General features: G+C 54.7%; 9 protein-coding genes. 3 read left to right on the forward strand and 6 right to left on the reverse strand.

Annotated elements, in window-relative coordinates:
- The first annotated feature begins 30 nt into the window (after positions 1-30).
- Positions 31-1,338 (forward strand): tRNA-queuosine alpha-mannosyltransferase domain-containing protein, encoded by a 1,308-nt coding sequence (locus tag PHACT_RS03535; protein ID WP_083264309.1) that lies wholly within the window; start codon positions 31-33, stop codon positions 1,336-1,338.
- A 118-nt stretch (positions 1,339-1,456) separates the two neighbouring features.
- The gene (locus PHACT_RS03540; RefSeq protein WP_070115944.1) at positions 1,457-2,509 is read left to right on the forward strand and encodes a lytic murein transglycosylase; all 1,053 of its coding nucleotides are present in this window, start codon (positions 1,457-1,459) and stop codon (positions 2,507-2,509) included.
- Positions 2,510-2,698: 189 nt separating this feature from the next.
- Here PHACT_RS03540 and PHACT_RS03545 read toward each other — a convergent pair whose 3' ends face one another.
- Positions 2,699-4,930, reverse strand: a complete 2,232-nt coding sequence (locus PHACT_RS03545; RefSeq protein ID WP_083264310.1) for a LysM peptidoglycan-binding domain-containing protein — start codon at positions 4,928-4,930, stop codon at positions 2,699-2,701.
- Between the two features lie 212 nt (positions 4,931-5,142).
- Here PHACT_RS03545 and panP point away from each other — a divergent pair, with 212 nt between their 5' ends.
- Entirely contained in the window at positions 5,143-6,828 is a 1,686-nt protein-coding gene (panP, locus tag PHACT_RS03550; RefSeq protein ID WP_245730557.1) for a pyridoxal-dependent aspartate 1-decarboxylase PanP, read from the forward strand.
- Here the strand turns inward: panP and PHACT_RS03555 are convergent.
- From PHACT_RS03555 to PHACT_RS03575, 5 genes are all read right to left on the reverse strand, one after another.
- The gene (locus PHACT_RS03555) at positions 6,816-8,048 is read right to left on the reverse strand and encodes an outer membrane beta-barrel protein (RefSeq protein WP_070115946.1); all 1,233 of its coding nucleotides are present in this window, start codon (positions 8,046-8,048) and stop codon (positions 6,816-6,818) included. The two genes, panP and PHACT_RS03555, sit on opposite strands and share 13 nt — an antisense overlap.
- 434 nt (positions 8,049-8,482) lie before the next feature.
- On the reverse strand, positions 8,483-9,007 hold the full coding sequence (locus PHACT_RS03560; protein ID WP_070115947.1) for a YcjF family protein: 525 nt from the start codon (positions 9,005-9,007) through the stop codon (positions 8,483-8,485).
- A 149-nt stretch (positions 9,008-9,156) separates the two neighbouring features.
- Positions 9,157-10,080 (reverse strand): alpha/beta fold hydrolase, encoded by a 924-nt coding sequence (locus PHACT_RS03565; RefSeq protein ID WP_070115948.1) that lies wholly within the window; start codon positions 10,078-10,080, stop codon positions 9,157-9,159.
- A 3-nt stretch (positions 10,081-10,083) separates the two neighbouring features.
- On the reverse strand, positions 10,084-12,192 hold the full coding sequence (locus PHACT_RS03570; protein WP_083264312.1) for a serine hydrolase domain-containing protein: 2,109 nt from the start codon (positions 12,190-12,192) through the stop codon (positions 10,084-10,086).
- A gap of 35 nt (positions 12,193-12,227) precedes the next feature.
- Positions 12,228-24,944 (reverse strand): non-ribosomal peptide synthetase, encoded by a 12,717-nt coding sequence (locus PHACT_RS03575; RefSeq protein ID WP_070115950.1) that lies wholly within the window; start codon positions 24,942-24,944, stop codon positions 12,228-12,230.

The raw sequence follows: 24,944 nt of genomic DNA on the forward strand, positions 1-24,944 counted from the left end.
CCGAATCCTTAGCTGTCAGTGGTCAACCCCATGTCAACCAACTACTCATCCACACGCTCATCCAAACACTCAACCACCACAACCGAGGCAGGCAAAGCCACGGCGCGCCGCATTCTTCTGTTGAGTGCCTATGATGCCCATAGTCATCAGCAGTGGCGACACACCTTGTGTGACATGTTTCCCGATGACCACTGGACCTGTCTCAGTCTGCCGCCGCGACACTTTGCCTGGCGCGTTCGTGGCAATAGTCTGAGCTGGGCATTTAACCACCGGCAGACCTTGACTGACAACTATGACCTGCTAATCGTGACATCGCTGACCGATTTGAGCAGCCTTCGAGGGTTTGTGCCAGAACTGACATGTTTGCCGACGCTGGTTTATTTTCATGAGAATCAGTTTGGTTATCCCACAAACACGCCACCCAGCCCTCCAGCCCATCCTGCAGCGACGCAAGCGCCCGATCTGACAGCTGGACATCCGAATGCAAAGCAGACCAACGACCAGAGCAACAAAGTCAATGCCCAGGTTCTGAGCCTCTACACCGCTCTGTGTGCTGACCATATTGCATTCAACAGCCACTGGAATCAGCGCAGCTTCTTTGACGGATTGGAAAAACTGTTAACAAAACTGCCAGACCACGTCCCCGACGGATTGATGCAGCAATTGCGGGCAAGATCATCGGTGCTTGCAGTGCCCTTGCCGGACCGACTCTTTCCTGAAAACGCCAACCAAAATAATGACACCAGGCACTTGCCAGGCAAGAACGATACCCTGCAAATTGTATGGAATCATCGCCATGAATACGACAAAGGACCGGCGCTGCTGCTGGCCATCGTTCAGAGGCTGGTTAGCCAAGGGCTGTCGTTTCGCCTGCATCTGCTGGGACAGCGGTTCCGCAATGAGCCTGAGGAGTTCAGTCGAATCCGGACCTTACTGGCACAGCACTACACTGAGTTCGACATAGCACCGGGGATCGATAAATGGTTACCGTCGCGAAAAGAGTATGAACAAACCCTGACGCAGTCCGATATCGTGTTGTCCACGGCATTGCATGACTTTCAGGGGCTGTCGATACTGGAGGCGATGGCACTGGGTTGTATACCACTGGCACCGGCTGCGCTGGCCTATCCAGAGTACATTGATGCTGACTACCTGTATGACGTATCCGGCTGCGCATTGTCAGAACAGGCTGCTGCTGCCTGCGAAAAAATCATCACCTGGCACGGGCAATGGCAACACCTGGCAGTGCGCCCGCCAGCGATCGATGTCAGTCAGTTCAGCACCGATGTAATGCGTGAGCCCTGGGCGGAGGTGATGACAAGGTTGCTTGCGCCCTGAAAACGCTTGTCGCATTTGAGCCTACGCGCTAAAGTTACCGCCGTTACGGCTATCGAATTTACAATTATTGCCATTATCAAACATGAATCTGTGGGTTCCAACAGACTCGGGAGTACGCATGCGGCTATCACACGTTAAAAACCTTTTTGTCCTGCTCGGCATGCTGTCACTGCCATTGACTCTTTCAGCGCAGGACGCAGAAGGCGAAAACAATGACGCGGCTTTCCAGAGCTGGCTGGCTGATTTTCGTGACGATGCACTGGCACGAGGCATCAGCGCCAGCACTCTGGATAGCGTGCTGCCTGAAATCCAGCAACAGCGTCAGGTGGTGCAGGCCGACCGCAGTCAGGCGGAGTTCGTCAATACTTATGAACGCTATCTGCGCCGCGTTAATCCCTCCCGTATAGAAGCGGGCAAGGAGTTGATGGAAGAGCACGGCGACATGATTCGTGAGGTTTCAGCGCAATACGGAGTGCAGCACCGTTTTGTGGTGGCAATTCTGGGCCTGGAGAGTAACTACGGCAGTTTCCCGATCACCGAACCGCTGTTCAGCGTTATTGCAACGCTGGCCTTTGATGGCCGCCGTGGCGAGATGTTCCGTAATGAGCTGTACGCGGCACTGGAAATCATCGACAAGGGTTATGCCACACCGGACATGATGAAAAGCTCCTGGGCTGGTGCGCTGGGCATTGTCCAGTTTACCCCGAGCAGCTTTCTGCGACTGGCGGTGGACCATGACGGCGATGGTCGCATCGATCTGTGGACCATGGGGCCAGACGTAATTGCATCAGTAGCGAATTATCTGAGCTCTACGGGCTGGCGTGATGATCAGACCTGGGGCCGCGAAGTCAGTCTGCCTTCAGGCGGAGAGCAGTCCTTGCCGGCGCCACAGGAGGTGGGTATGACACCGGAAGCCCAATGCCGGTCATTCCAGAGCATGGGCGCCTGGCGACCTCTCAGTGACTGGCAACAGCTGGGTGTGCGTCGGGCCGATGGCAGCAATCTGCCTACCCGCGATCTGCCGGCAGCGTTGATCATTGGTGACGAAGGTGACGACAAGGGTTATCTGGTCTACCGAAACTTCTGCTCTGTCATGCGCTACAACCCAGCCTTCCGCTACGCCCTGTCCGTTTCACTGCTGGCCGACGCAATAGACGATATCCGCGATTGAGGTTGGGCAGGTAAGCAAGGTGCACATTTCGATAGGGTCGTCAGCCGAGTTTGGTTAACTTATTCCGGAGACGCCCGTGAACCCATCCATGGGGGGCTCGGTGACAACCATCCAAGGGTTGTCAACGCTCCTCCATAAGTTAACCAAACCCGACTGACTCGTGCCAGATTCTGACGAGGCGCGGGATCATCAGGCATCGTCGTCGCGGGAGACAATCGGGAAAACAATTTCCTGACCGACACGCACGCGACTAAAATCCAGCCCCGGGTTGTACTGCCGTAGCAGCCACAACGGTACCGAATATCGCTGCCGCGCGATGCTGGCGATATTTTCGTTCGCCGCCAGCTCATGTCGCGCCAGATCCTGGATACGGTAGTTGCGGAAGAAGTTCTCCTGCTGCGCGACATGGAACTGCCGCCGACGCAACTCAAACTCCTCCTGATTGACTTCACCAAAATCCAGCTGCAGTCTCTCACCGATAATCAGGGGCTGATTAAAGCTCAGCCGATTCAGGTCACGCAGCGACTGCGTCGAAATATTCAGCCAATCTGCAAAATGACCCAGCGTTTCCGACGCCTGAATTTCAGCAGTACCGTTGCCCGCCACCGAATAGTCTGATGGATCCGCAGACAGCGCACGTATTGCCAGTTCATTACTCGCACTGACGCTCAAATCCGGCTCCACTGCCAGGTCATCCGCTACTTCTTCGGACATTGCCTGCAGTGCCAGACGATCGCCATGAATTTCGGCATCATATTCAGGCGGCCCCACCAGGTCGCGCGCAGACTCATCGGTATCCTCCATGACCACGGGCTCCGCCGTCACCTGCTGATCCACAGCAGATGTGTAAGCCACTGACATTAACTGCGCCTCATCGCCTGTCGGTATACGAAGTGCCTGTCCAGCATAAATACGATGCGGGTCTGTAATACCGTTCAGCCGGAGAAGGTCCGACTCACTGACGCCAAGACGGGCCGCGATCCGTGACACGGTATCACCTGCCCTGACACTGTAGCTGTCGCCGGTGCTTACAACCGCAGCAACAACTTCTGGCGCTGCCGACTCGGCGCTGCCCGACGCTAGGGTCTGAGTTACCATGCTGGTATCGTGCGGCAACAGCAGCGTCTGGCCGATCTGTATGCGATGCTGATTGTCGAGCTGATTCAGAGATACCAGCTGCCCTACCGAGGTGTCAAAACGACCGGCAATCGCCGACAGACTGTCGCCCCGTTGCACGACATAATTCACATCCGGCGTCTGATAGGCAAACATTTGCCCGGCCGGCACCCTGCCTATCAGCGTAGCCAGCGGTGCATTGATTGAGTTGCGCTGAATTTTGACCGTGTAACCGCGTGGAATGCGTTTGCCACCCTGCCATACCACCGGACGCAGCGCCGGGTTATCAAAACGAAGCTGATCCAGCGTGACACCCAGGGTTGCAGCCAATGTGTCAGCCTCAATGTAAGCGTCCAGTTCGAACTCATCGTATTGCGGTGCGGAATCCAGATGCAGAAGGCCGAACAAAGCCTGAGCCCGTCGTTCCACATCCAGAACCGCGAGAAATTGGGGATAGAAATTGCGTGAAGCAAAACCGAATGCGCGGCCGTTATAGTTGGCGATGATATCTTCGATCTGGTCACTGCCCACTTCACGTACCGCTCGTGCCAGCCCGCCCGCGCCATGGTTGTATGCGGTCAGTGCCAGTGGCCATTGCCCCAGCAGGTTGTAGTTGTATTCCAGCAGGCTCATGGCGGCATGTGTGGCGACGTAAGGGTCCATACGCTCATCCACGACATTGTCGATGCGCATGAAACGTTGCCCCGTGGCCCTTATGAACTGCCACATCCCAGCGGCATTGGCGTGCGAGTACGCCCCAGGGTGAAACGAGGATTCAACATGCGGCAGCGCACCGAGCTCCACCGGCAATCCGCGTTCGCTGGCAACCCGCGTGATATGCTCGCGGTAGGCGCCTGAACGAATCAGGCCTGCCACAAACCGGTCGGACTGACCCAGCTGAAATCGTACACGGGTGGCTGCTTCTGCCAACTGGGCGTCGCTGACCCCTTCCGGCCAGGCATCCAGCGTTTGCTGTTGAGTCAGAGTAAGACCGCTGCGTTTACCGGTCGCCAGAATGTTCAGGTCCTCGACTATCCGGCTTCGGTATTGCTCAATCTCCCGGCGATTGTAATCAACCGTGCGGTAAACCACGGCCAGATTGCGGGCATCATGCAAAAACCCGCTGTCCGTATCAACTTCAGTGTAGATACGGGTCCAGAAACGGATCGCAGGCTCCAGTTCTGCTGGCCTGGGCAGAGCTTCGGACTGGGCATGGACCGGCTCCGTCGACTGTATCAGCAAGCCCAGCAGGCCTAAAAAACACCCTAACGCCATTCGATGCAGGCTTGTTTTTATCATCAGCATAATTCACAAAACTCTGAATTCAATCGAAAAATTGGAAAATGGCATACTCCATCGCGTTATACCGGCTTTTACGCGGACAACAGCTCGGTTCGCCAATGGCATTATCCACTGATCTTGCCCGCGCCAACGCACCCTGTCAACTCCGTCCAGCGTTTCCATCACTGCCGCAATTACACTATACTGCGCACCCCGTGTCTGGATGAGCGCCCCTAATGACCAGCAATATGCACACCAGCAACAAGCTCGCGAGCAAGAAACTGGCCGAGGCCAGCCTTGAGTCTCTGTACCGCATTTTCACGGTACCGGAAGCCCCGGATTCGACGCTCGGCCAGATCGATCAGTCAATCTCACAGAACCTTGCCGGGTTCCTGCAACAGCATATCGTCGCTGCAGAGCGAGATCTTGCCGACATAGAACGGGATTTCGCCGATCCCCATATTCCGGAGCAGCCTACCTTTGTATCGGACCAGATCCAGTTTGTATTAGACAAACTTGTAGCGCAGTCTGTGCATATTTCCGCGCCCAGCTTTGTTGGCCACATGACATCAGCGCTGCCCTATTTCATGCTGCCGCTGTCACGCATCATGATGGCACTGAATCAGAATCTGGTTAAAGTGGAGACGTCCAAGGCGTTCACGCCGATGGAGCGCCAGGTAATCGGCATGGTGCACCACCTGATTTATCAGCAGAACGATGATTTCTACCAGCGCTGGATGCATGATCGCGGCCATGCCCTGGGCAGCTTCTGCTCGGGTGGCACCATTGCCAATCTGACCGCATTATGGGCGGCGCGTAACAATGTGCTGGCACCACAGGGAGATTTCGCTGGTCTGGGTCAGGACGGGTTACTGGCTGGCATGCAGCATTACGGCTACAAGGGCATGGCAGTGCTGGTGTCGGAACGGGGACACTACTCTCTGGGTAAGGCCGCCGACATTCTTGGTATTGGGCGCCGATCGCTGATTGGCATTGAAACCGATGCCAACAACAAAATCCGAACCGACCTGCTGGCACGCAAATGCGATGAACTGAAACAACAGAATATTAAGGTGATGGCGATCGTGGGTATTGTCGGCACCTCGGAAACAGGCAATGTCGATCCGCTGGATGCGATGGCTGATATCGCCGCCGAACGAGGCATTCACTTTCACGTCGACTCTGCCTGGGGTGGACCGACACTGTTTTCTGATAAGTACCGATCCTTACTGAAAGGTATCGAACGCGCCGATTCAGTGACACTTGATGCCCATAAGCAGCTGTACGTGCCCATGGGCGCCGGGATTTGCGTGTTTCGCAACCCTGAAACCCTGAGTAGCGTTGAACATCACGCCGAATACATCATACGTAAAGGCTCCAAGGATCTGGGCAGTCATACCGTGGAAGGATCTCGACCTGGCATGGCCATTCTGGTGCATTCAGGCCTGCAGATTATCGGGCGACAAGGTTACGAGTTACTGATTGATCAAGGTATCGAGAAAGCGCGCGCGTTCGCTGACATGATCAAGGCCAATCCGGACTTTGAGTTAATCAGCGAACCTGAGCTCAACATCCTGACCTATCGCTACGCGCCGGCGGACGTTCAGCAGGCCTTGCTTGCTGCGCCAGTAAACTTACGCAAAGAAGTGAATGAGCTGTTAAACGGCTTGACTAAGCGCCTGCAGAAGACCCAACGCGGGCTGGGCCGCTCGTTTGTATCGCGCACGCGACTCAATCCGGTCAAGTACGATCGCGATCCGGTCATTGTCTTCCGGGCAGTGCTGGCTAACCCGTTAACTACCCTGGACATCCTGACCGACATGCTGGCTGAACAGCAGGAAATCGCTGACTCACCAGCGATTCAGGAACTGACAGGACAAATCAGACAGCGACTCCGCGGCACTGAACATCACAGAGAGTAGCGGATACTGAGAGTGGCATTGGTCTGCTGTGCCTTGAAAAAAGCTGACAGAGCGGGATTCTCGGGTTCCTGCTCAAAAACGTTGGCTGTCAGCATCATGTCGAAATTGGCACTGATCTGCCAGCCAAGTTCCGCATCCAGCTCAAAGCGATCGAGCACTACCGGCGTGTTGTGAATCTCAGTTCTGTTGTAGCTGGGCCCCATTCTCAGATACAGATTTGGGGACAGCGACCAGGACCCACCAACAAAGACATCCTCAGCAAAAATACCTCCGGCATTCGGAATATTGGTTTCGTGGAAACCCCTTTGCAGCGCCACCAGCAGCGTCAAATTGTCACTGAACGCATAATTCAACGTACCGCTGCCCACCCATGCATTTTCGATATCGGGAATGGTCGCGCTGTCGAAGCGTTGAGTAAAACGAAAGACATCAACGTCGCCGGACAATCTGCCGACCTGGTATTCAGCACCAAAGCCGTACCGATTCTCATCAGAATCGCGCTCAGACAAAGCAGGTGACGTGCTTGACTCGTAGTTGACTGACTGTGTGCCACCAAACACGAAGGCCCTGCCCCAACCGAAATAACGGCCACCGAGCAAAATATAGTCCCGCTCCGACCGGTTCAATGCATCTCGTTGCAACCCCGCATCTATCTTCGACTCGACATTGTCATTACGGGCCATGACATTGGCAAAGTAACGCGAGTTATCTACCTCAAAGATCGCCTCTATGCGCTGATTCTGCTCCACACCGCTGGTATAACCATTAAGCTGCTCAGATTGCGATTTACCGAGAATATCCTCTTCGTTAATCAACAACAGGCGCAGATTGGTCAGTTCAGACGTGACAAAGCGGCCGAAAACAGTGGCAGTCGTGGCATCCAGGTCCATGTCCTGGAAAGCATCATCCTGAAAGTCCTGACTGTAATGCTCCAGCGTGCCGATAAGGAGGTGACGTTCAGAACTGGAGGTCAGGGTACTGGACAGTGCCAGCTGCGTTGCGTCAGAACCGAGATGACTTGCATCACGGTAGACATTGTTTGTTGTCAGAACGCCTGCCATCACATCAGCATCCAGATGCAGAGGCCCCAACATTTTGCCTTGCGGTCCGGTCGACTGCTCTGGAACCGGCAGATCTCGAAACAGAATGTTCTGGGCGGAAACATTGTGGGCAACGAAGAGCAGCAATAATGCGCAAGGAGCATGACGGAGCGTTTTCATCAGGTGTGCATTCTCTTGGAAAGTTATTGCGAACAACAGTGACACGGGATTTTTGTATGGGTCTTCTGAGTCAGGCGCTCGCATTGGTCTTGGCAGGAGACGTCACCAGCAACACTAACGACACAATCAGAGGAGATACGAGCAGAGAAAACGTGAATACGCCGGCAAACCCGACCGAACGATTTCGCCCAAAGAACCCGACTACAGCGCAAATCGGGACATAAATCATTAGTAGAAGAGGGTCAAACAACATTAGCTAGACTCCATGCAAACTCAGCAAGCTGTCTAAACAAGCTTTCTCAACAAGCTTTCTTAAAAAGCTCTCTTAACAAGCTCTCTTAACAAACAAGGTCTACGACCAATGTTAAACTGCATCGCGCAGAGCACAATGCAGTTTCCACAGCTTAGTCACCAGCCTCTATTCACCTGTCGAATCAGGCCTTGGCGGCTTTGGACGAAAAGGCACTCTTGAGGTCATCTTTTACTTTTTCAGTATCAAAGTTCGCCAGAGTGCCGCCACCCTCGAAGTGATTGACGAATACTTTACCAACTGCGTAAGTCGCCGCTGCACCAACCGCACCCATACTCAAGCCGCCGGCAATGGATCCCAGGCCAGGAACAATTTTAAGTGTTGAGAAAGCAACAGGGCCTGCCAGGCCGGCAGTTGTTAATGTGCCCATCAACGTGCCTACCAGAGTCTTAATGGCTTCCTGCTTTACAGTTTTGTCGTAGAGGCTGGTCAATTCACTGACCATCTTCACCTGAACTGCAGCAAGGCCCGCCAGATCAAGATAGGGAACAGGGATGAAGCCGGCAGCACCACTCCATTTGCATTTGTTGGCAATAATCGCCGACGCTCTGTCAAGGCGTTCCGATTTCTCCATGGCCAGTGCGTCCAGCTCGGCATCAGTCTGGGTTTCGCTTTTGGATTCGCTTTGGGTTTCAGTCTTGGTAGTCAAGTTACACTCCTTGCAAATGGTTGCTGATTATCTGTAAATGGTGAGCCGCAGCGGACTGCATCATGATTGCTTTTTGACATATGGCGCAAGCCAGAATGATCGTCTAGCTTATTCTTTTTTGCACCGAGTGTTGCGCAAGTATCGCCAATTCAGACAAGGGATACAAGCTCTTTCTCTGCCCATACTGCCGGGCTTCCTGACTGATCCAGGTCGCGAATGAATTGTGCGATCAGATCGGTGCTTTTGACCGGATTATCCAGCATGACTGCATGCCCGGCCCTGGGCACAATTGAGAGTACGCCCCGCCCCTTTAGCTCATCTATCATTCTCCGGGCCAGCGACGACTCAAGAATGGACGAGGCCTGCCCCCGCACAATATGAACAGGCAAATCGAGCGACCGCAGCGCTGTCCAGATCTGGTCGCTCAGCTCACCTTTCTCCCTGTGCCGCTGCCTGAATTCCGGATTTTTATGCCAGATACCGGGTGTAAATGCCGGATCGGTCTTGCCCGTCAGCCTGCCCCGCGTCACCCGCAGGCTAAACCGGGCCATATTGGCCAGTACACTGCTATCGGCCATGACATATACCCGGGCCATACAGTCGAGATAAGCCTGACTATCGGCATAATATGCGGGCATTTGCATGACATCATTGACCAGGCGTTCGCCCGCGTCCGGATTAACCTCCGGACCAGCATCGACGATTGTCAGTGAGGCAACCTCAATCCGGGTCGACTCGAGCGCCAGCATAGATACTCTGGCGCCCAGAGAATGCCCGATCACATGTATTCGGGCGCCGTCAAAAACCTGCAGCAGATCCTCTAAATCATCGGCTAGCTGCCAGTGCGAATACCGATGCTCTGGATCCCAGTCGGAGTCGCCGTGTCCTCGTTGATCCAGCGCAATTACATGATGATGCCGACGCAGTACATCGGCCATCGTGTCCCAGACGTGGGCATCATTGGTAAACCCGTGTAGCAGAATGCAATAACTGTCGCAGTCTGATGTGACACAAGGGTGACTGATATAGTGCAGCCTGAAACCATCCCTGGTGCGAAAGAACCGACTTTCCATCTGTTACTGATCGCCGTAAAGAATATCGAGAATGCCTTCCAGCATCACTTCATTGACGTCAGAAATATGAGGACTGCCATCGGCATTAGTCTCCGTCAGCAACGTTCGATTCAACAGAACCGCCATCGCCGTACCCGTGCCGATAACATCGTTGGGATTGCGATAATGGTACTGCCACGACGCATCATAACCAACTATCTGTCCACGATGACCGAAGACTTTGAGCCCAACATCCTGAACAACCCCCTGCAACATGTTTATTTCCTCGCCAAAGGCGCTGTTTACCTCGAAAGGCTCACGCATGAGCGCCTGTGTTGTTGAGCTCAATAGTTGCCCTTCCATCACGGCATTGGCCCATTTAACCAGATCGGGCGCAGTCGAAATGATCGCGCCGGATCCCATTGTGTATGCCGGGTCGGTATTCGATCGCTCTATATCCGTGTGCGGAAAACCAAACAAGTCGGCGACGAACGGACCCTGGTTATCTGCCCAGTTCACATAACCTCGCGCGTAGGTTCCTTCAAGTAACAGGTCGCCCGGGTCAGGCACAATGGTGTCTGTCAATCCCAGAGGCTCAACAAAGCGGGTGCGAATTTCATGTTGCCAGGAATTCTGCGTCACCATTTCGGCTATCTCCTGAAGCAGGACATAGTGGGTGTTTGAGTAGTTCCATTGCTGGCCCGGCTCATTGACCAGATAAGGCCTGTCAGACGTGGCGTTGTTGCGTGCGAATGCTGAGTTAATGGACGCGCCAATATCAACCAGTTCACCCGGCTGGTAGACAAAACCCGGCATTCCGATGTAGCGAACAAACCAAAGGTCAGTCATTTTTGGCGCCACATCCATGGTGACACCAAACGCCCGTTCAAAGTCTGGAAATTCATTGGTAAAGCTAAAAATGCCAGCCGTATGGTTTAGCAGCATTTTAATGGTAATGATATCTGCGTCAGGGAATTTGCCCGGAAAGAACTCGGCCAGTTTCTGATCCAGTGACAGCTTGCCTTCATCGACCAACTGCATGATCAGCATGCCGGTGAACGACTTGGTAGAGCTGCCTATTCGAAACTGGTGTTGCGGCGTCATGGCTTCTTTTGTCTGCGTGTCTGCTACACCCGCTGCCGTGTGCCATATCTGACCATCAGGCAGTTCTATCGAAAGCGACACGCCCGGAATGGACTTTTGCTGCAACCGGGCCGCCATATAACTCTGAATTTCCAGTTTCTGAAAATTGATCTCCGCTGAAGCCGCACTATAGGAAGAGGCGTCTGCGTTTACACCTTTTGCCGTCACCGTCAAGGTACTGTACTGGCTGTCAAAGCTGCCTGAAGCCAGGTTGATACTGGCCAGCGCTGCCGATGCAGACTGTTTCATAGCAGAGCTGATCTGAATGCCATTGACGCTATTGCTGTCTGCATCCAGTGTACCCAGCACCCGCAAGGATCGGGCATATGCCGGGTCTTTTTCCCCTTGCGAAAACAGCGACGCGTAGGCTGTTTCATTCTGCTGACTGGCTGCAACGGGGTTTCCGAGTGCCATTGCACCGATGCTAAAAGACGTCTGACTTCCTTCAACCGGGTAGTAACGGCCTTGAGAGTCGGTCACGCCGGTTTTACTGCCGGAGACATAATCCAGCCCGGCAATCGGAACTGAGAGCTTGCCCGGTGTCACTGGCCAGAGGTTCTTTAGCCTGAAAACCGGCGCCGCCCCGGTGATGGAAAACTCGGCGCTCAGCTCAACAGCGTAGTAACGATCATTCATTTTGAAGACCGGAATATTCAAGGTATCGTCGGCGAAACGCGCGGCATGATCATGAAACGTGTCCGGGTCGGTTGCTGCCCCTAACAGGCGAGAGTCAGTGACCTGCAATAACTCGGATCCGGCTGTTGAAACCAGTGTCAGCTCGATGCTGTACAGATTTCCTCCAAAAGCCATTTCCGGCAGCTGGATACTGCCGTTGGAAAACTCCGGAACTTCCCGACCATCGACGGTGTCAGCGCTGGCAATCTGAGCTATCAGTGCAGTCCAGAATGCGACCAGAACAAAGAATAAAGAACCACGGTTTTCTGGCCTCAGACGATGACAGAGGCCTGCCAAGAGCATTCGGATTTTCATGATATCTCCTAACTGAGTTATTGTTAGTTATTAAATCAAAAGCCAGCTAAATGACGCTGCACCCTGTCCCAGCAAGCCTGCATGGGTTCGGAGGCAAACACCTCCGGTGACCATGCTACCTGTATTTCAAGTACATTATCTACAATATAACATTCTATGTGCAGAGGCACATCGACCGGTGATGCCGGTGACATTGCTTTTTCAAAGACGCGGTCAGTCAATCTGAACGGGGCGTCCGCATCGGGGCTGTTAGCAAACTCCCCCAGGTAGTTGAAACTCACCAGCGCCGGCAGCGCGCGACACGGCGAAGCGTCTGCCGCGACACAGGCAAACACGTCAGGCTGAGCGGAGACGTTCACGTGCAGCACACGATTAGCCTGCTTCAACGCAGCCGGTCCGACGAACAAGCCGGTGTCGACATTGACCAGCCTCGCTCGAGTCAGCCAGGCTACCTGACGCCCCAGGTCCAGCTGCCCGTCTCGACCATGACCTTCCACAAGCAAGGGTACTTCAACGATCGGCAATAATTCTCGCAGCTCGCCCAGCGTGACTGCCAACAACAAATCCTGCAGTCTGAATTCAATACCTGACTCTGTCGATCTGGTGCGCAGAGAGTCCCTCAGCCGTGCCAGCTCAGCAGCTGGAATCTGTAGATGCTGCGTTTCCAGCGAGCGGTGAACACCACAGTTCAGGGCCAGTGAGGTCATTGTGGCCGCCGCCTTGAGATATTCAGGGTGCGTCGCATCAGTCAACCCGGCCGATGTCTCAGACACCTGTTCCGCTGCTCGTTGCGCTGCAAGATCACGCAGCAAATGCGGCGGCGCAGGCGGCGAGATGGCCAAAGAATGATTGCCCTTGCCCTCAGTCAGGGTCTGCGCCAGCGAATTGAGATCTGTCAGCAGTATCCGCAACGAGACCCAGTCAGCGATGAGATGATGCAATGCCAGCACCAGATATTCGCTTTCACCCCCGGGCCCACGAACCAGCACAAAACGGCACAGAGGCGCCATGTCGAGCGCAAACGGCCGGCAAGCCAGCGTTTCAATTGCCTCTCGCTCTGCTGGTGTTTCCATTAATGCTGTACGCTGAAAATGCAACAATACATCATCCATGTTCAACGTTTCGTGAATGGTCTGTCGCCAGCCATCGTTATCCTGGGAAAAGCTCACGCGAAGCGAATCATGGTTGCGCATCAGCGTCGACACCGCTGTTTCCAGCCAGTCGTCATTCAGATCGGCTGGCGTGTCCAACGCAACAACGATATGAAAGTGTTCGGCGGCATCGCGATTTCTGGAGTGCAAAAACCAGCGTTGCACCGGCAACAGACCAACATCACCGACAAGGGCCCGCTGATGCTGCGCATCGACCTGCCAGGGTGTCAGACAATCTGCCATCTCTGCCAGCACCGGGTGAGCAAAAAATGCCTGAAGCTCACAGCTATATCCAGACTCTCGCAAGGCATTGATCACTTCGAGCGCCTTGATTGAATCCCCGCCCAGAGCAAAAAACTCATCGTACTTGCCAACACGATCGAGTTTTAGTCCCCGTTTCCACGCTTGTGCCAGAGTCTGTTCGGCAATCGTATCCGGCCCAATGTACCGGGAGGCGTCACTTGTACTTCGAGCCGAAGCCAGTGCGATCAATTTTGTGCGGTCCACTTTACCCGCTGACGACAGCGGAAAACCATCCAGCAGAAGAACTTCACCTGGCACCATATATCGCGGTAACTGACGCCCCAGTACAGCCAGAATCTCTGATCTCAACTCCGCATCGCTGGTCACCGACTCCGAAACTGATCGGCACACCAGAATTAGCCCCAGTTGTGGATGTACAAGTGCTATGGCGTCACCAACACCCTCTATCCCGCGCGCTGCATATTCAATTTCGGCGGGCTCGATGCGATATCCGCGCACCTTGATTTGCGCATCCACTCGTCCGAGGAATTCAAGCAGACCATCTTCACGCCAGCGCACCAGGTCTCCCGATCGGTACCAACGCTGCTGCCTGGGATCACCGGGAAGCGTGCAGAATTTCTGTTTACTGAGTTCCGGCGCCCTGAAATACCCCTCACCCAGCGTTGAGCCGCCAATGTACAACTCGCCGACACAACCGACAGGGACTCGGGCGCCAGCGTTATCACGCACGGTGAGCAAGCTTCCTGGCAAGGGTTTTCCGATCGGTACACCGAAGGGCCAGTCATCGCTTATATTGACTTCATAAACGGAGGCACAGACCGCCGTTTCGGTGGGCCCATAGGCATTCAGTACCCGCATTGACGTCGCGTAATGTCGCAGATCTGCGCCAATGGCAGCTTCACCCGCCGTTATCAGAACACGTAGCCCATGCAGTGGCTGTTGGTTGAGGGCTCGTAGAAATACCGGTGGCAACGTCATCACACTGACCGCATTGTCCCTGAGCCAGGCCATGAAGGCGTCCATGTCTGCGCGCGTCGAATCAGGCGTGATAACCAACGAGGCGCCTGTGCCCAGTGCCAGAAAAATCTCAGACAACGATGCATCAAAAGACAGCGCCGCGAATTGCCCGCAAACATCGGCGGACGTTATCCCGAATGCCGGTATCTGCTGCGTTATCATGGCCGCGAAAGCAGCATGGGACACCTCAACACCTTTGGGTTTTCCCGTGGAACCGGAAGTAAAAATCATATAGGCGATATCGCCTGCGACTGGCCTGAACTCAGCCGCATCTGCCAGGTCGTTGGCTGTTTCGCTGCCGATGATCATGTCGTTATACGTCAGGTGCCCGATTCCATCCTGAGCGGTTTCACTCAGTAGTTCACAAGCCAATGCGTTACCGTCATCGTCGGTACTCAGCAAAAGGTCAACTGCAGCTTCCTGGACAATCAGACGTAGTCTATCCACCGGGTTGCCCAGATCCAGCGGTATATAGACCGCGCCCGCCGCCATTGTCCCGAGCATGGCAGCGATGCTGTGTACGCTGCGCTTTCCGATCACACCAACATGGGCCTGTTTTCTGTTCGGCGGCAAAACAGCCAGATATTGGCGCAGCGAGCCGGCCAGCCTCTCCATTTGCCTCTCAAGATCACAGAACGACCAGTCTTCCTTTCCATCCCGGATTCGGCCATTTGCATCTGCAACTGAACGCCTGAATATAGCAGGAAGCGAGACTGCAGGTGCTCCCACTCGCTTAGCTTCAATACCCGCATTGCCCTGCGAACCCGGCTCACCTTCAAAACCCAGTACGCGGGAAATATCACTGTGATGTAACCAGGGAAGGTCCGCCAGTGCCTCTGTGCGTGCATCAGAGAGCGCTGTCATAGTCTGTCGGAGACAACGCAGAATCAGTTCAATATTAGCAGCTGAGTAGATCACGCTGTCGTATTCAGCAAGCAGTTTCAACGTCCCGTCTGCTCCCGGGAAGGCATTGATTCCAAGATCATACTGGCTGGTGGTTGACGCTACCGGATAGACATTTGCGATGTGTTCACAAAATCTCAGCTCATCGATTTCAGTGTTCTGCATGACCAGCAATACATCAAACAGCGGACTCCTGCCCGGATCCCGGGGCAAATCGAGCCCGGCAACAATGGTGTCGAAGGGCACATCCTGATGCGACAGGCAATCGTTCACTTCAGCAGCCACCGACTGCAAGAAATCCGACACCGATGCATCAAAGTTCAGAGTAGCTCTGAGCGGAAGGATGTTAACAAAAAACCCGATCACCGATTCCAGTTGCGGATGTCGCCTGCCTGCAACGGCGGTTCCAATACAGAAATCCTGCTGACCTGAAAGCCTGGCGAGTACCAGCTGTAGTGCAGCAAACAGCCCCGTGAAATCGCTGACCCCAAGACCCGACAACGAGCGCTTGAAGCCCGTCCAGAGTGTCGCGTCAATGTCGATGCTGACCGAGTTCCCCATACTTTGTTTCATCGCCGGTCGCGGCGCGGCTGCGGGCAATTGCAGAGCCGTCACTGGGTGTGCGAAGTGCTGACGCCAGAACCGGGTCGCACGCTCGCCCGCCTCAGACAGCAGCCACTCACGCTGCCAGACGGCAAAATCGCGGAACTGTACGGCGTCGGCTATTGGGGGCGTTGACTCTGTGTCTGACACACTGGCCTGACTGAAATGTTCATAGAGCCTGGTGAGTTCACGCGAGAAAATACCGATGGACCAGCCGTCACTGATAATGTGATGCATGGTGATAAGTACAACGTGGCACCCTGACACCAGTTCACCGACTGCTACCCGGATTAACGGCGCCGTTGCAAGGTCGAAATTTAATGCGCTTTGATGTTGTGCTTTTTCACTCAATTCCGCATCTACGATCACTTCATCAAACCAGTGAGCACGCGTATTCAGTTCGTTGACAGAAACGACGACCTGTCGCACGTCACCCCGGGCATTTTCACGGAAACAGGTTCGCAACGCTTCGTGCCGATAAAACAGCGATGTCAGAGCGTTGTCCAGCACCTGCCGATCCAGCCGCCCGGACACTGTCAGCGTGGCGTGCATGTGAAAAGGCGAGGGTCCATCGCCGCGAATTCTGTCTACAAGCCATAAGCGTGACTGCCCGGTCGACAGTGGGTAACTATCAGCGGCAGGCAAAGCCCGCAGCGACGTTGACGCGGGATTGGCCGGAGCCGCATTACTCGTATTTTCATCGATCCGGGAGGCCAGTGAAGCCAGCGTTGGATGTTCGTACAGGTCCTGAAAATCCAGCATCAGGCCAACGCTGGCAGCAATGCGCGATAACAGCATCATGGCCTTAAGGCTGTGCCCGCCCAGATCGTGAAACGAATCTTCCCGGCAAACGTCCGCTGGCCCCAGCAACTCAACAAAAAAACCAGCCAGCAGCACTTCGGTTGGCGTCGTCGGCGGCGTGCGTAAGCCGGCTTCGCCACCTGCACTGCCAGTTTTGTGTATTGTCTGATTTCGCTGAAGTTCTTGCATGATAGCCGAGCCGGAGCTCAACGTGCTGGCCAGATAACGATAATAGGCTGATGCTCTGACGGACACCTGGAAGCTGGCATGATCAGCTGTCAGCTCTCCCGGCTGTGGTCGAATAGCATGACCCCCAGCGCCCGCCTCGCTGTTCGCTATACCGGCAGTTAACTGCCATTTCCCACTGTCTGCCACTGGCAACACAAATTGACGTTTTGATGCCTCCGGTGACAATGCCTGTGCCTGATCACCAGAGGCGCTGACAACACCCGTCAGGAACTGGAGCGCAGGCGCATTTTTTGCCAGTTTGGCGAAGTCCACCTGAAGTCTGTCGGCACCATTGGCTTCAGCCTCCTGCGCCAGCTGGCGCAGGATCGCATGTTCTACCCCACGCCCTAGCACGCGGCAGCTGAGCATGAACGCAGACACCACCCAGAGCCCGGGCTCGCGTCGGATCAGAATACTGCCAGCGAGGCCGTAATCACCGTATTTGTCGGTTACTCTGACACAGCGGATATCGGTGTCCGGTTCCTGCAACAGCGCATACAACTGCGTCTCTGAATAGCGCACACCGGTTGTATTGAATTGATTGGTACGCTGCGACAGCTGCGCCAGTCTCGGCATGTCTGCAGGTTCGGGCTGGCTGATATCAATGTGGATAGACAGCGAGGCAATGAATTCGGCATAACTGCCGGCAGACTTTCGCACATCGACACGTTGCAGCTCCTCTTCATACATCTGCGAACGGACAGCATCTTCGCGCGTAGCAGCGCGGGCATCGAGCAACCAGTGATGATTGAGAAAAGGTTCGCGCTCTGCTGCTTCAGGTAGCTGAATGACCAACACGCCCGGGCAGGCCGATTGAACCTGCTCGCACTCCAGCGGGCTGTCATCGATAAACACAAAACTGTCGAGCCCCAGGGACAGGTCTTCGCTCAGCGCCTGAATACTCTCCGACTTCAGCCCCCAACCAGCACGCACCCTGGTCAGATGGTTCCAGCGCAAGGGCATGTCGCGCTGCTCAAAAACAGCTCGAACATCGTCTTCATTATTCTTGGTTGCCAGACAGATGAGGGCACCCGCTGCGCGTGCCTGTATCAGCTTCTTCTGCAGATCGACGTGGACAGATTCCAGACGAACACCCAGGGGACCGTCCTCACCCACAATGCCGCCCCACAGTGTGTCGTCCGCATCAACCACATAAACTTTGACCGGGGGCCGGTTACGCAGATCACACGTTCGTACCAGACGATTGGCAAGAGCAGCAAAAAATTCCTCGGTATAGGGAATATCGCCAAAAATCAGCTCGGGTGGATGGCAGGGCTGTTGCAAGCCATAGGTTTCAGCAAAATTTTCCAGCTTGAGTACTTCCGCATTTCGCAACGTGCTCAATGCCCCTTTTACGAAGCTGGCAAACTCGCGATACAGCGCCCAGTCATTTTCCGACCACGGACACGGCACAAAAATCAGGTAACTGTCAGGGAAGTCATGCACATACGCCGCCACTGCAGAGGCCAGTTCAGCGAGCTGTGCATGCGCACTGCTTTCATCAACGCAACCCTCAGAATCAACGGGAGGACGCCATAAGACAATATGGTTTTTCGCCGGCATGCTCCTGAGCCTGGACCCGGGATTGATCAGGTCCTGTACACTCTGGTCGTATGGCAATAGCGTTACCGAGCGCGAGTCACCACCGATATGTTCATGGTACTCAAGCAGACCGACGAGACTGTCCGCGGTAAAATTTGCAGACACTGTCCAGCCGTTTACTTTTGGGCCAGTCAACGCTGCGTAGGAATTTTTGTTATCAAGCAATTGACTCAGCAGCGTGCATAAATCGGTGCCCATTTGTTCCAGTCTGTCTCGTAAATAGAGGCTGCCATCTGCAACAATACGAAAACTGAGGTCATCGGCAAGCGGCGCTACTATCAAGCCAAACTCAAAATGCATCGGATCGAATATTTCCTGCGGCTGCCACTGCCATCTAGCTGCGGCGGCATCATTATCAGGGTAATTCTCGAATACCAGGGCATGTGTAACCAGGCCTGTTCTGGCCGGCGTCAGCGTCTGTAATTCAGCCAGGGACAGATGACCGTGCATCATACTGTCAGCAAACTGCTGTGCGGTCTCGCGCACCAAGTCATCAAAACAATCTGATTGTCCGGGACAGACACGAACCGGCAAGGTATTGATCAGCATTCCGGCTATATTCTCCACGCCCTCCAGGTCGCGATCGCGTCCGGAAACAGTGGCACCGAAAACAATATCGTCACTCCCCGTCAGACGACCCAGAAATACGCCCCACAGCGCCTGCACCACGGCATTGAGTGTGACGCCCTGTTGTGCGCACCAGTTCAGCAATGTGGTATGCAAAGCCGCTCCGATACGGTTTTCAACAAACATTGGCTGCGGATCGGAGGCCGGTACTCTGGGCAAATGCACAGGCACTTCGCTGCGACGCTGATAATCTCCCAGAAACCCCTGCCAATAGTCTCTTGCCTGATCGCCGGGTTGCTGCTCCTGCCATTCAAACCACGCGCGCATACCGCGCGCGGCATTACTGTCTCCCCGATCAGCGTCGCCGAAATACAGCGCCTCCAGACGCTGCAGCAGCAAGGCACTGGTCCAGCCATCAATCGCAATGTGATGAAAATCAATGATCAATTCAAAGCAGCCAGCATTGATACGCACCAGCGTCAGACTGAACAGAGCATCACGCAGCAGGTCGCGCCGCGCGCCACGCAAACGGGTACGTAACTGTTCCAGCCCTGCCTCTATAGGCTCATGCCATGCCTCAGCATCAACAAACTGATAATTATTTTCGCGTTGTTTCAGAACAATCTGCAGCAAATCACCGCGACGGGTCTGAACAAATCCTGTTCGTAGAGCCTGAGTCTCAGCGACCAGGGCCTGTAGTGCCAAGGCAAACTGTATTTCGTCAATTGACTGCTGTAATCGCAGACAAACCTGATCCTGATAGGCTGTGGGGTGAGTAGCACAATGCAACCACATCCCTGCCTGCATGCCAGTCAATGGTAATATTTCGTCCACACCCATTGAGGGCAGACTCAGTTCTGACATTGTGGCGTCAAGCTCGGCAAGGGACTCAAACGCAACCAGGCAATCACTGCGCGACAACAGGTGATAATCGGCGGTAGCACCGCTGGTCACCGACCGCAGGCGCTGGTTAAGCGTGACCAGCTCGTTCATCCAGGCGCCTGTCAGTGCATCCAGACTAAGAGCAGGAAGCGGTGTCTGCCCTCGGAGTGTCAGTTCGAACTGACCATTGCTGATACGTGCCAGAGCATCCAGCTTGAAAGGCTCAGTCACCGCAGCGCCATGATCATCCCCCGCCTGCTCGGCGGCCGGTTGTAGCCATGCGTCCTCAGCAGCAATGCTCTCGCCGAGATAATTAAAGCTTAGTTGCGGACTGAGCGTCAGGCTCTGTTGTGTTTGCTGACCTGAGTAGTATCGCAGCGGCAAATAACTAAAGCCGCGGGCGGGCAGCGCCCGGAGAGAATCCTTTATTTCCCGGTACAAATCGAGACCTGGCTCGGGCGAACCGGTGAATACAAACGGGTACAATGACGTGAACCAGCCCACAGTGGAACTGCAGTTGCCCAGGCCCTCCAGTTGCTCTCTGCCGTGGCCTTCCAGAGACAACAGACAGTCTGCATTGTCCAGCACGCTTCGCCAGGCCTGAACAAACGCTGCCAACACAAATTCCTGCGGCTTCATACGCAGCAGCGTTGACGCCAGTTGCATCACGCTTTGCGATTCTTCACGCGGCAACATCTGCACTGAATGACCACGAGTTTGCCGGGGGTCAGCAAACAGATGCTGTTGCTGCGCAAGCACCTCGCGTCCGCGTCTGACGGTTTCCTGCCAATAGCCAAGGTCCTGTTGCATTGCACCACGCGCTACAGTCGCTTTCAGTTGCTCGGCCCAATTGGTAACGGCAAGCGCTTCCTGCATTGGCTGTTGCACACCGGCCGTGGAGGCGCTGTCACGCTGAGCCATTGCAGTGCCTTCAAGATGCGTATGGTACACACGCTGCAGATTCTCAGTGAACAGGCGACCTGATACCTCATCGGCAGCAATATGATGAACCACCACCGCCAGATAGGACTCCCCGGCCTCAGTTGCTACCCCGACCGCCAGCAGAACACCCTCTTTCAGGCTGATGGACTTTTGCAATTGTTGCCAACAATGCAGGCGCGACTGTCCACCTTCAGCCTCCAGTAGCACATAACGGCCATCAGCGCTCAGGTGTTGTTGCTGCGACGCCGGATCGAGTGTCAGCCGTAATGCCGGATGCAGTTCCAGCAGCACATCCAGCGTCGCGCGCAACGCTTTCATGTCTATCGGCGTTGAGACCCTGAATACGCTGGACAGATTAAAGTGATCGGCCGCGTTGCCGCATTGCTCAAGCCACCAATGCAGAGTCGGGCTCAATGGTGCGACCGGCAACACCGGCTCAATCACGGCAGTGGCTGTCCTTGCTGCCGATGCAGCCAGCCCGGCAAGCGTTTCCGAGGCAAAAATATCCTTCAATGTGAAGTGATAGCCTTCTGATCGCGCCAACGAGACCAGTTGAATGGCACGTATGGAGTCTCCACCCAGGGAGAAGAAATTGACATCGCGGTCAATGGCATTCGATGACAGACCCAGAACACTGGCGTACATCTTTGCCATATCCAGTTCGGCCTGTCCGTGTAATTGTTCCTTACCGGCCTCGACTGTTGTGGCGTGGTCAACATCCGCATTCTCCGGCATCGGCAAGGCATTCACGTCCACTTTGCCGCTGGCATTTAGCGGCAGTCGCGCCACACCCACTACTTTTGCGGGCAGCATATAATTTGGCACACTGTCCTTGAGGGCATCACGAACCCCTGCAACGGACAGGCGAGTGTCAGCAGACACAACAAGCCATGCCACCAGTTCACTACTGCCAGCATCACCTCGTGCCTGAACAAAGGCATCAGTAACATCGGGCAAGGTACGCAGATGAAACTCCACTTCGCTGAGTTCAACACGGAAACCGCGTATCTTGATCTGTCGGTCGTTCCGGCCCAGAAACACCAGCTCACGCTTGTGGTTCCACTTCGCCAGATCCCGGGTGCGGTACAGTCGCCCTTCCCCGGCAGGCAGAAACGGGTCAGCCAGAAAAGCATCTGACTGGCTGACTGCATCGCCATTGCCCTGGTCAATATAACCAAGCGCAACACCGTCACCGCCACAGTAGATTTCCCCAGGTACACCGACCGGCACCGGCTGCAGATTCTGATCGAGCAAGTAAAGTCGACTGTTGGCGATGGGGCGACCAATGGGTATGGTCGCCTGATTCAGATCATCTTCGTTAATACGATGCCAGCTGGAAAAGGTGGTATTTTCAGTCGGCCCATAGACATGCAACAGGTTCAATTCCGGATGCATCTGCATTAATTTTCTGATATGCCCGACAGACACTTTTTCGCCACCGGTCAGCACAGTCTGCAACCGGGCAAATGCTGCCGGACTATTGTCGACCAGCTGATTAAACAGCCCGGTAGTCAGAAACGCGGTATCAACCTGATAGTGATTCACCAGCGCGGAGAACTCGTGCACCTCCAATAGCGTGGTTCCCGTCGGGATGCAGACACAACCGGCATTGAGCAGTGGCCCCCAGATTTCGAATGTTGCTGCGTCAAAAGCAAGGGACCCGGTCAGCAATACGCGTTCATTGACCTGTACCTGATGGTAATCGGTGTTGCATACAAGCCGAAGCACAGAGCGCTGCCCGATCAGTGTTCCTTTGGGTTTACCGGTGGAGCCGGAAGTAAACATCAAATAGGCTGGCAGGAGGACGGCATCCTCCCGGGGTTGCGATACTTCGACCGTCACTGATTCCGGTATAGACGTTGTCGCCGAAGCATCAATTGACAGCTGCTTATTCGTATCAATCAACGCCACGTCCAGTCCCTGCAGCTCACGCAGACGATCTTTTTCAGCAAACAGTAGCGACACCTCACCGGTCGTAGCGACCTGGGTAACCCGCTCCAACGGTGTATTGGCGGCAAGTGGTACGTAAACAGCATCGCTTTTCAGAATAGCCAGCATGACCACCAGCGCACGTTCGTCTTTTTCCAGCATCAGGGCAATGCGGCATCCTGGCTGATGCGCGGAATGTTTTAACAGTTGTTGGCTGAGCCGTTCGGACAGGTTGTCCAGGGCACGATAGCTCAACTTGATCTCACCCGCATGTACCGCGATCTTTTCAGGGTGATCTCTAACCACATCGCGAAACCTGTCAATAAGGCTGGACTGTTGCGGATAGGGTCGCGCCGTGGCATTGACATCATCAACCAGCCGGCGACGTTCTTTATCACTCTGCAATGGCAGGGCCGATAATTCCAGGCTTTGTTGCTGCGGCAGTGTCGAGGCGAGTAAGCGCCATGTTTCACTTAAACAGCGAACACTCGCCTCCGACAGCACTGCTCTGGCATATTCCAGCTCAAGCTGCAGCGTACCGTCTGTCTGTTTCTCGAAATGAAATGTCAGGTCCACTTTACTGAACCGGGTTGGAATGCGCAGCGAACGGCCGGTACTGTTGTCAAAACTCAATGTCAGGTCGTCAGCAGAGCTGAAGCCTATCATGGCGTCATAAAGTGGCGAGCGACTGGGATCTTTTGCGAAACCAAGATTGGTCACCAGTGCATCGAATGCCAGGTCCTGATGTTGAAAACCGTCCAGTACCCGGCGACGAACCTGCAGCAACAGTTCCGGAAAATTCTGCTTGAGATCAATGCTCTGACGCAATGCGATGGTGTTGACAAACGGCCCTACAACCTCGTCAAATTGCGAGCCCGGCCTGCCTGCGACGGGTGTACCCAGCGTTACTTCATACACTTGGGCAAACCGCGCCAACAGCAGCTGTACCAGTGCTACCAGCCCCATATACAGGGTTGCATTGTGAGCATGGCATAACGCCTCAAACGCCGCGGTGTCTGCCCTTGGCAGGGTCAAAGCAACTGAGTCGCCATTAAAGTCCTGAACAACGTGCCTCGGCCTGTCGAGTAGCCCGTCCAGTGTCTGCGGTGGTGTTGCAAATACACTCTGCCAATATGCCAGGGCTTTGCTGTTATCCATTCCGGATTCATACGCTATGAAATCTCGGTACTGCCGCACTGGCTCTGCCTGCGCGCGAGTGGGTTGCGGCAGATCAGCAAGGCCTGTGGTTTCCTGGTAGTAGTGCGCCAACTCGCGAATCATGCCGGTAATCGACAGGCCGTCACACACGATATGATGAATCACCACAACAATTCCGGATTCATGTGCTGGAAGTGTAGCCGAATCCACCCCTTTCTCTGGCTGGCAATAAATGACCCGTAGCAACCAGTCATGTTGAAGATCAAATGGCTTCGCTGCCTCGGTGTCGGCCAGATGCAATAACTGAGATTCGAGGTCACGGTCTGCCGCCAGCTTTCGCGTCTGCATCGTCCAGTCACCCGGTTCGCGGGGCTTTTGTTGTAACTGGTTATTTTCTTGCGAAAATGCCGACCCGAGCACCTCATGCCTGGCAAGCAGCCGACGCCAGGCACGCTGAAGCCGCTCCGGATCCAGTACTTTGTCAAACACAAATGCCGCCGCAATATTGTAGGCGGCACTGGCCTCATCCCCCAACTGGGACAACATCCAGAGTCGATGCTGTGCCTGGCTCAATGGGTAACTCGATCCGGCCGCCAGTGGAATTTCCTGCTGCTGGCGTCGTCTGGAAATTTGTTGCATCAACGCATTGCGCTGTTCCGGCGACAAATTCCGCAGGCGAGCTTCAATGGCTGCTTTGTTTTCCAC

Source organism: Pseudohongiella acticola (assembly GCF_001758195.1).
Lineage (GTDB): Bacteria > Pseudomonadota > Gammaproteobacteria > Pseudomonadales > Pseudohongiellaceae > Pseudohongiella > Pseudohongiella acticola.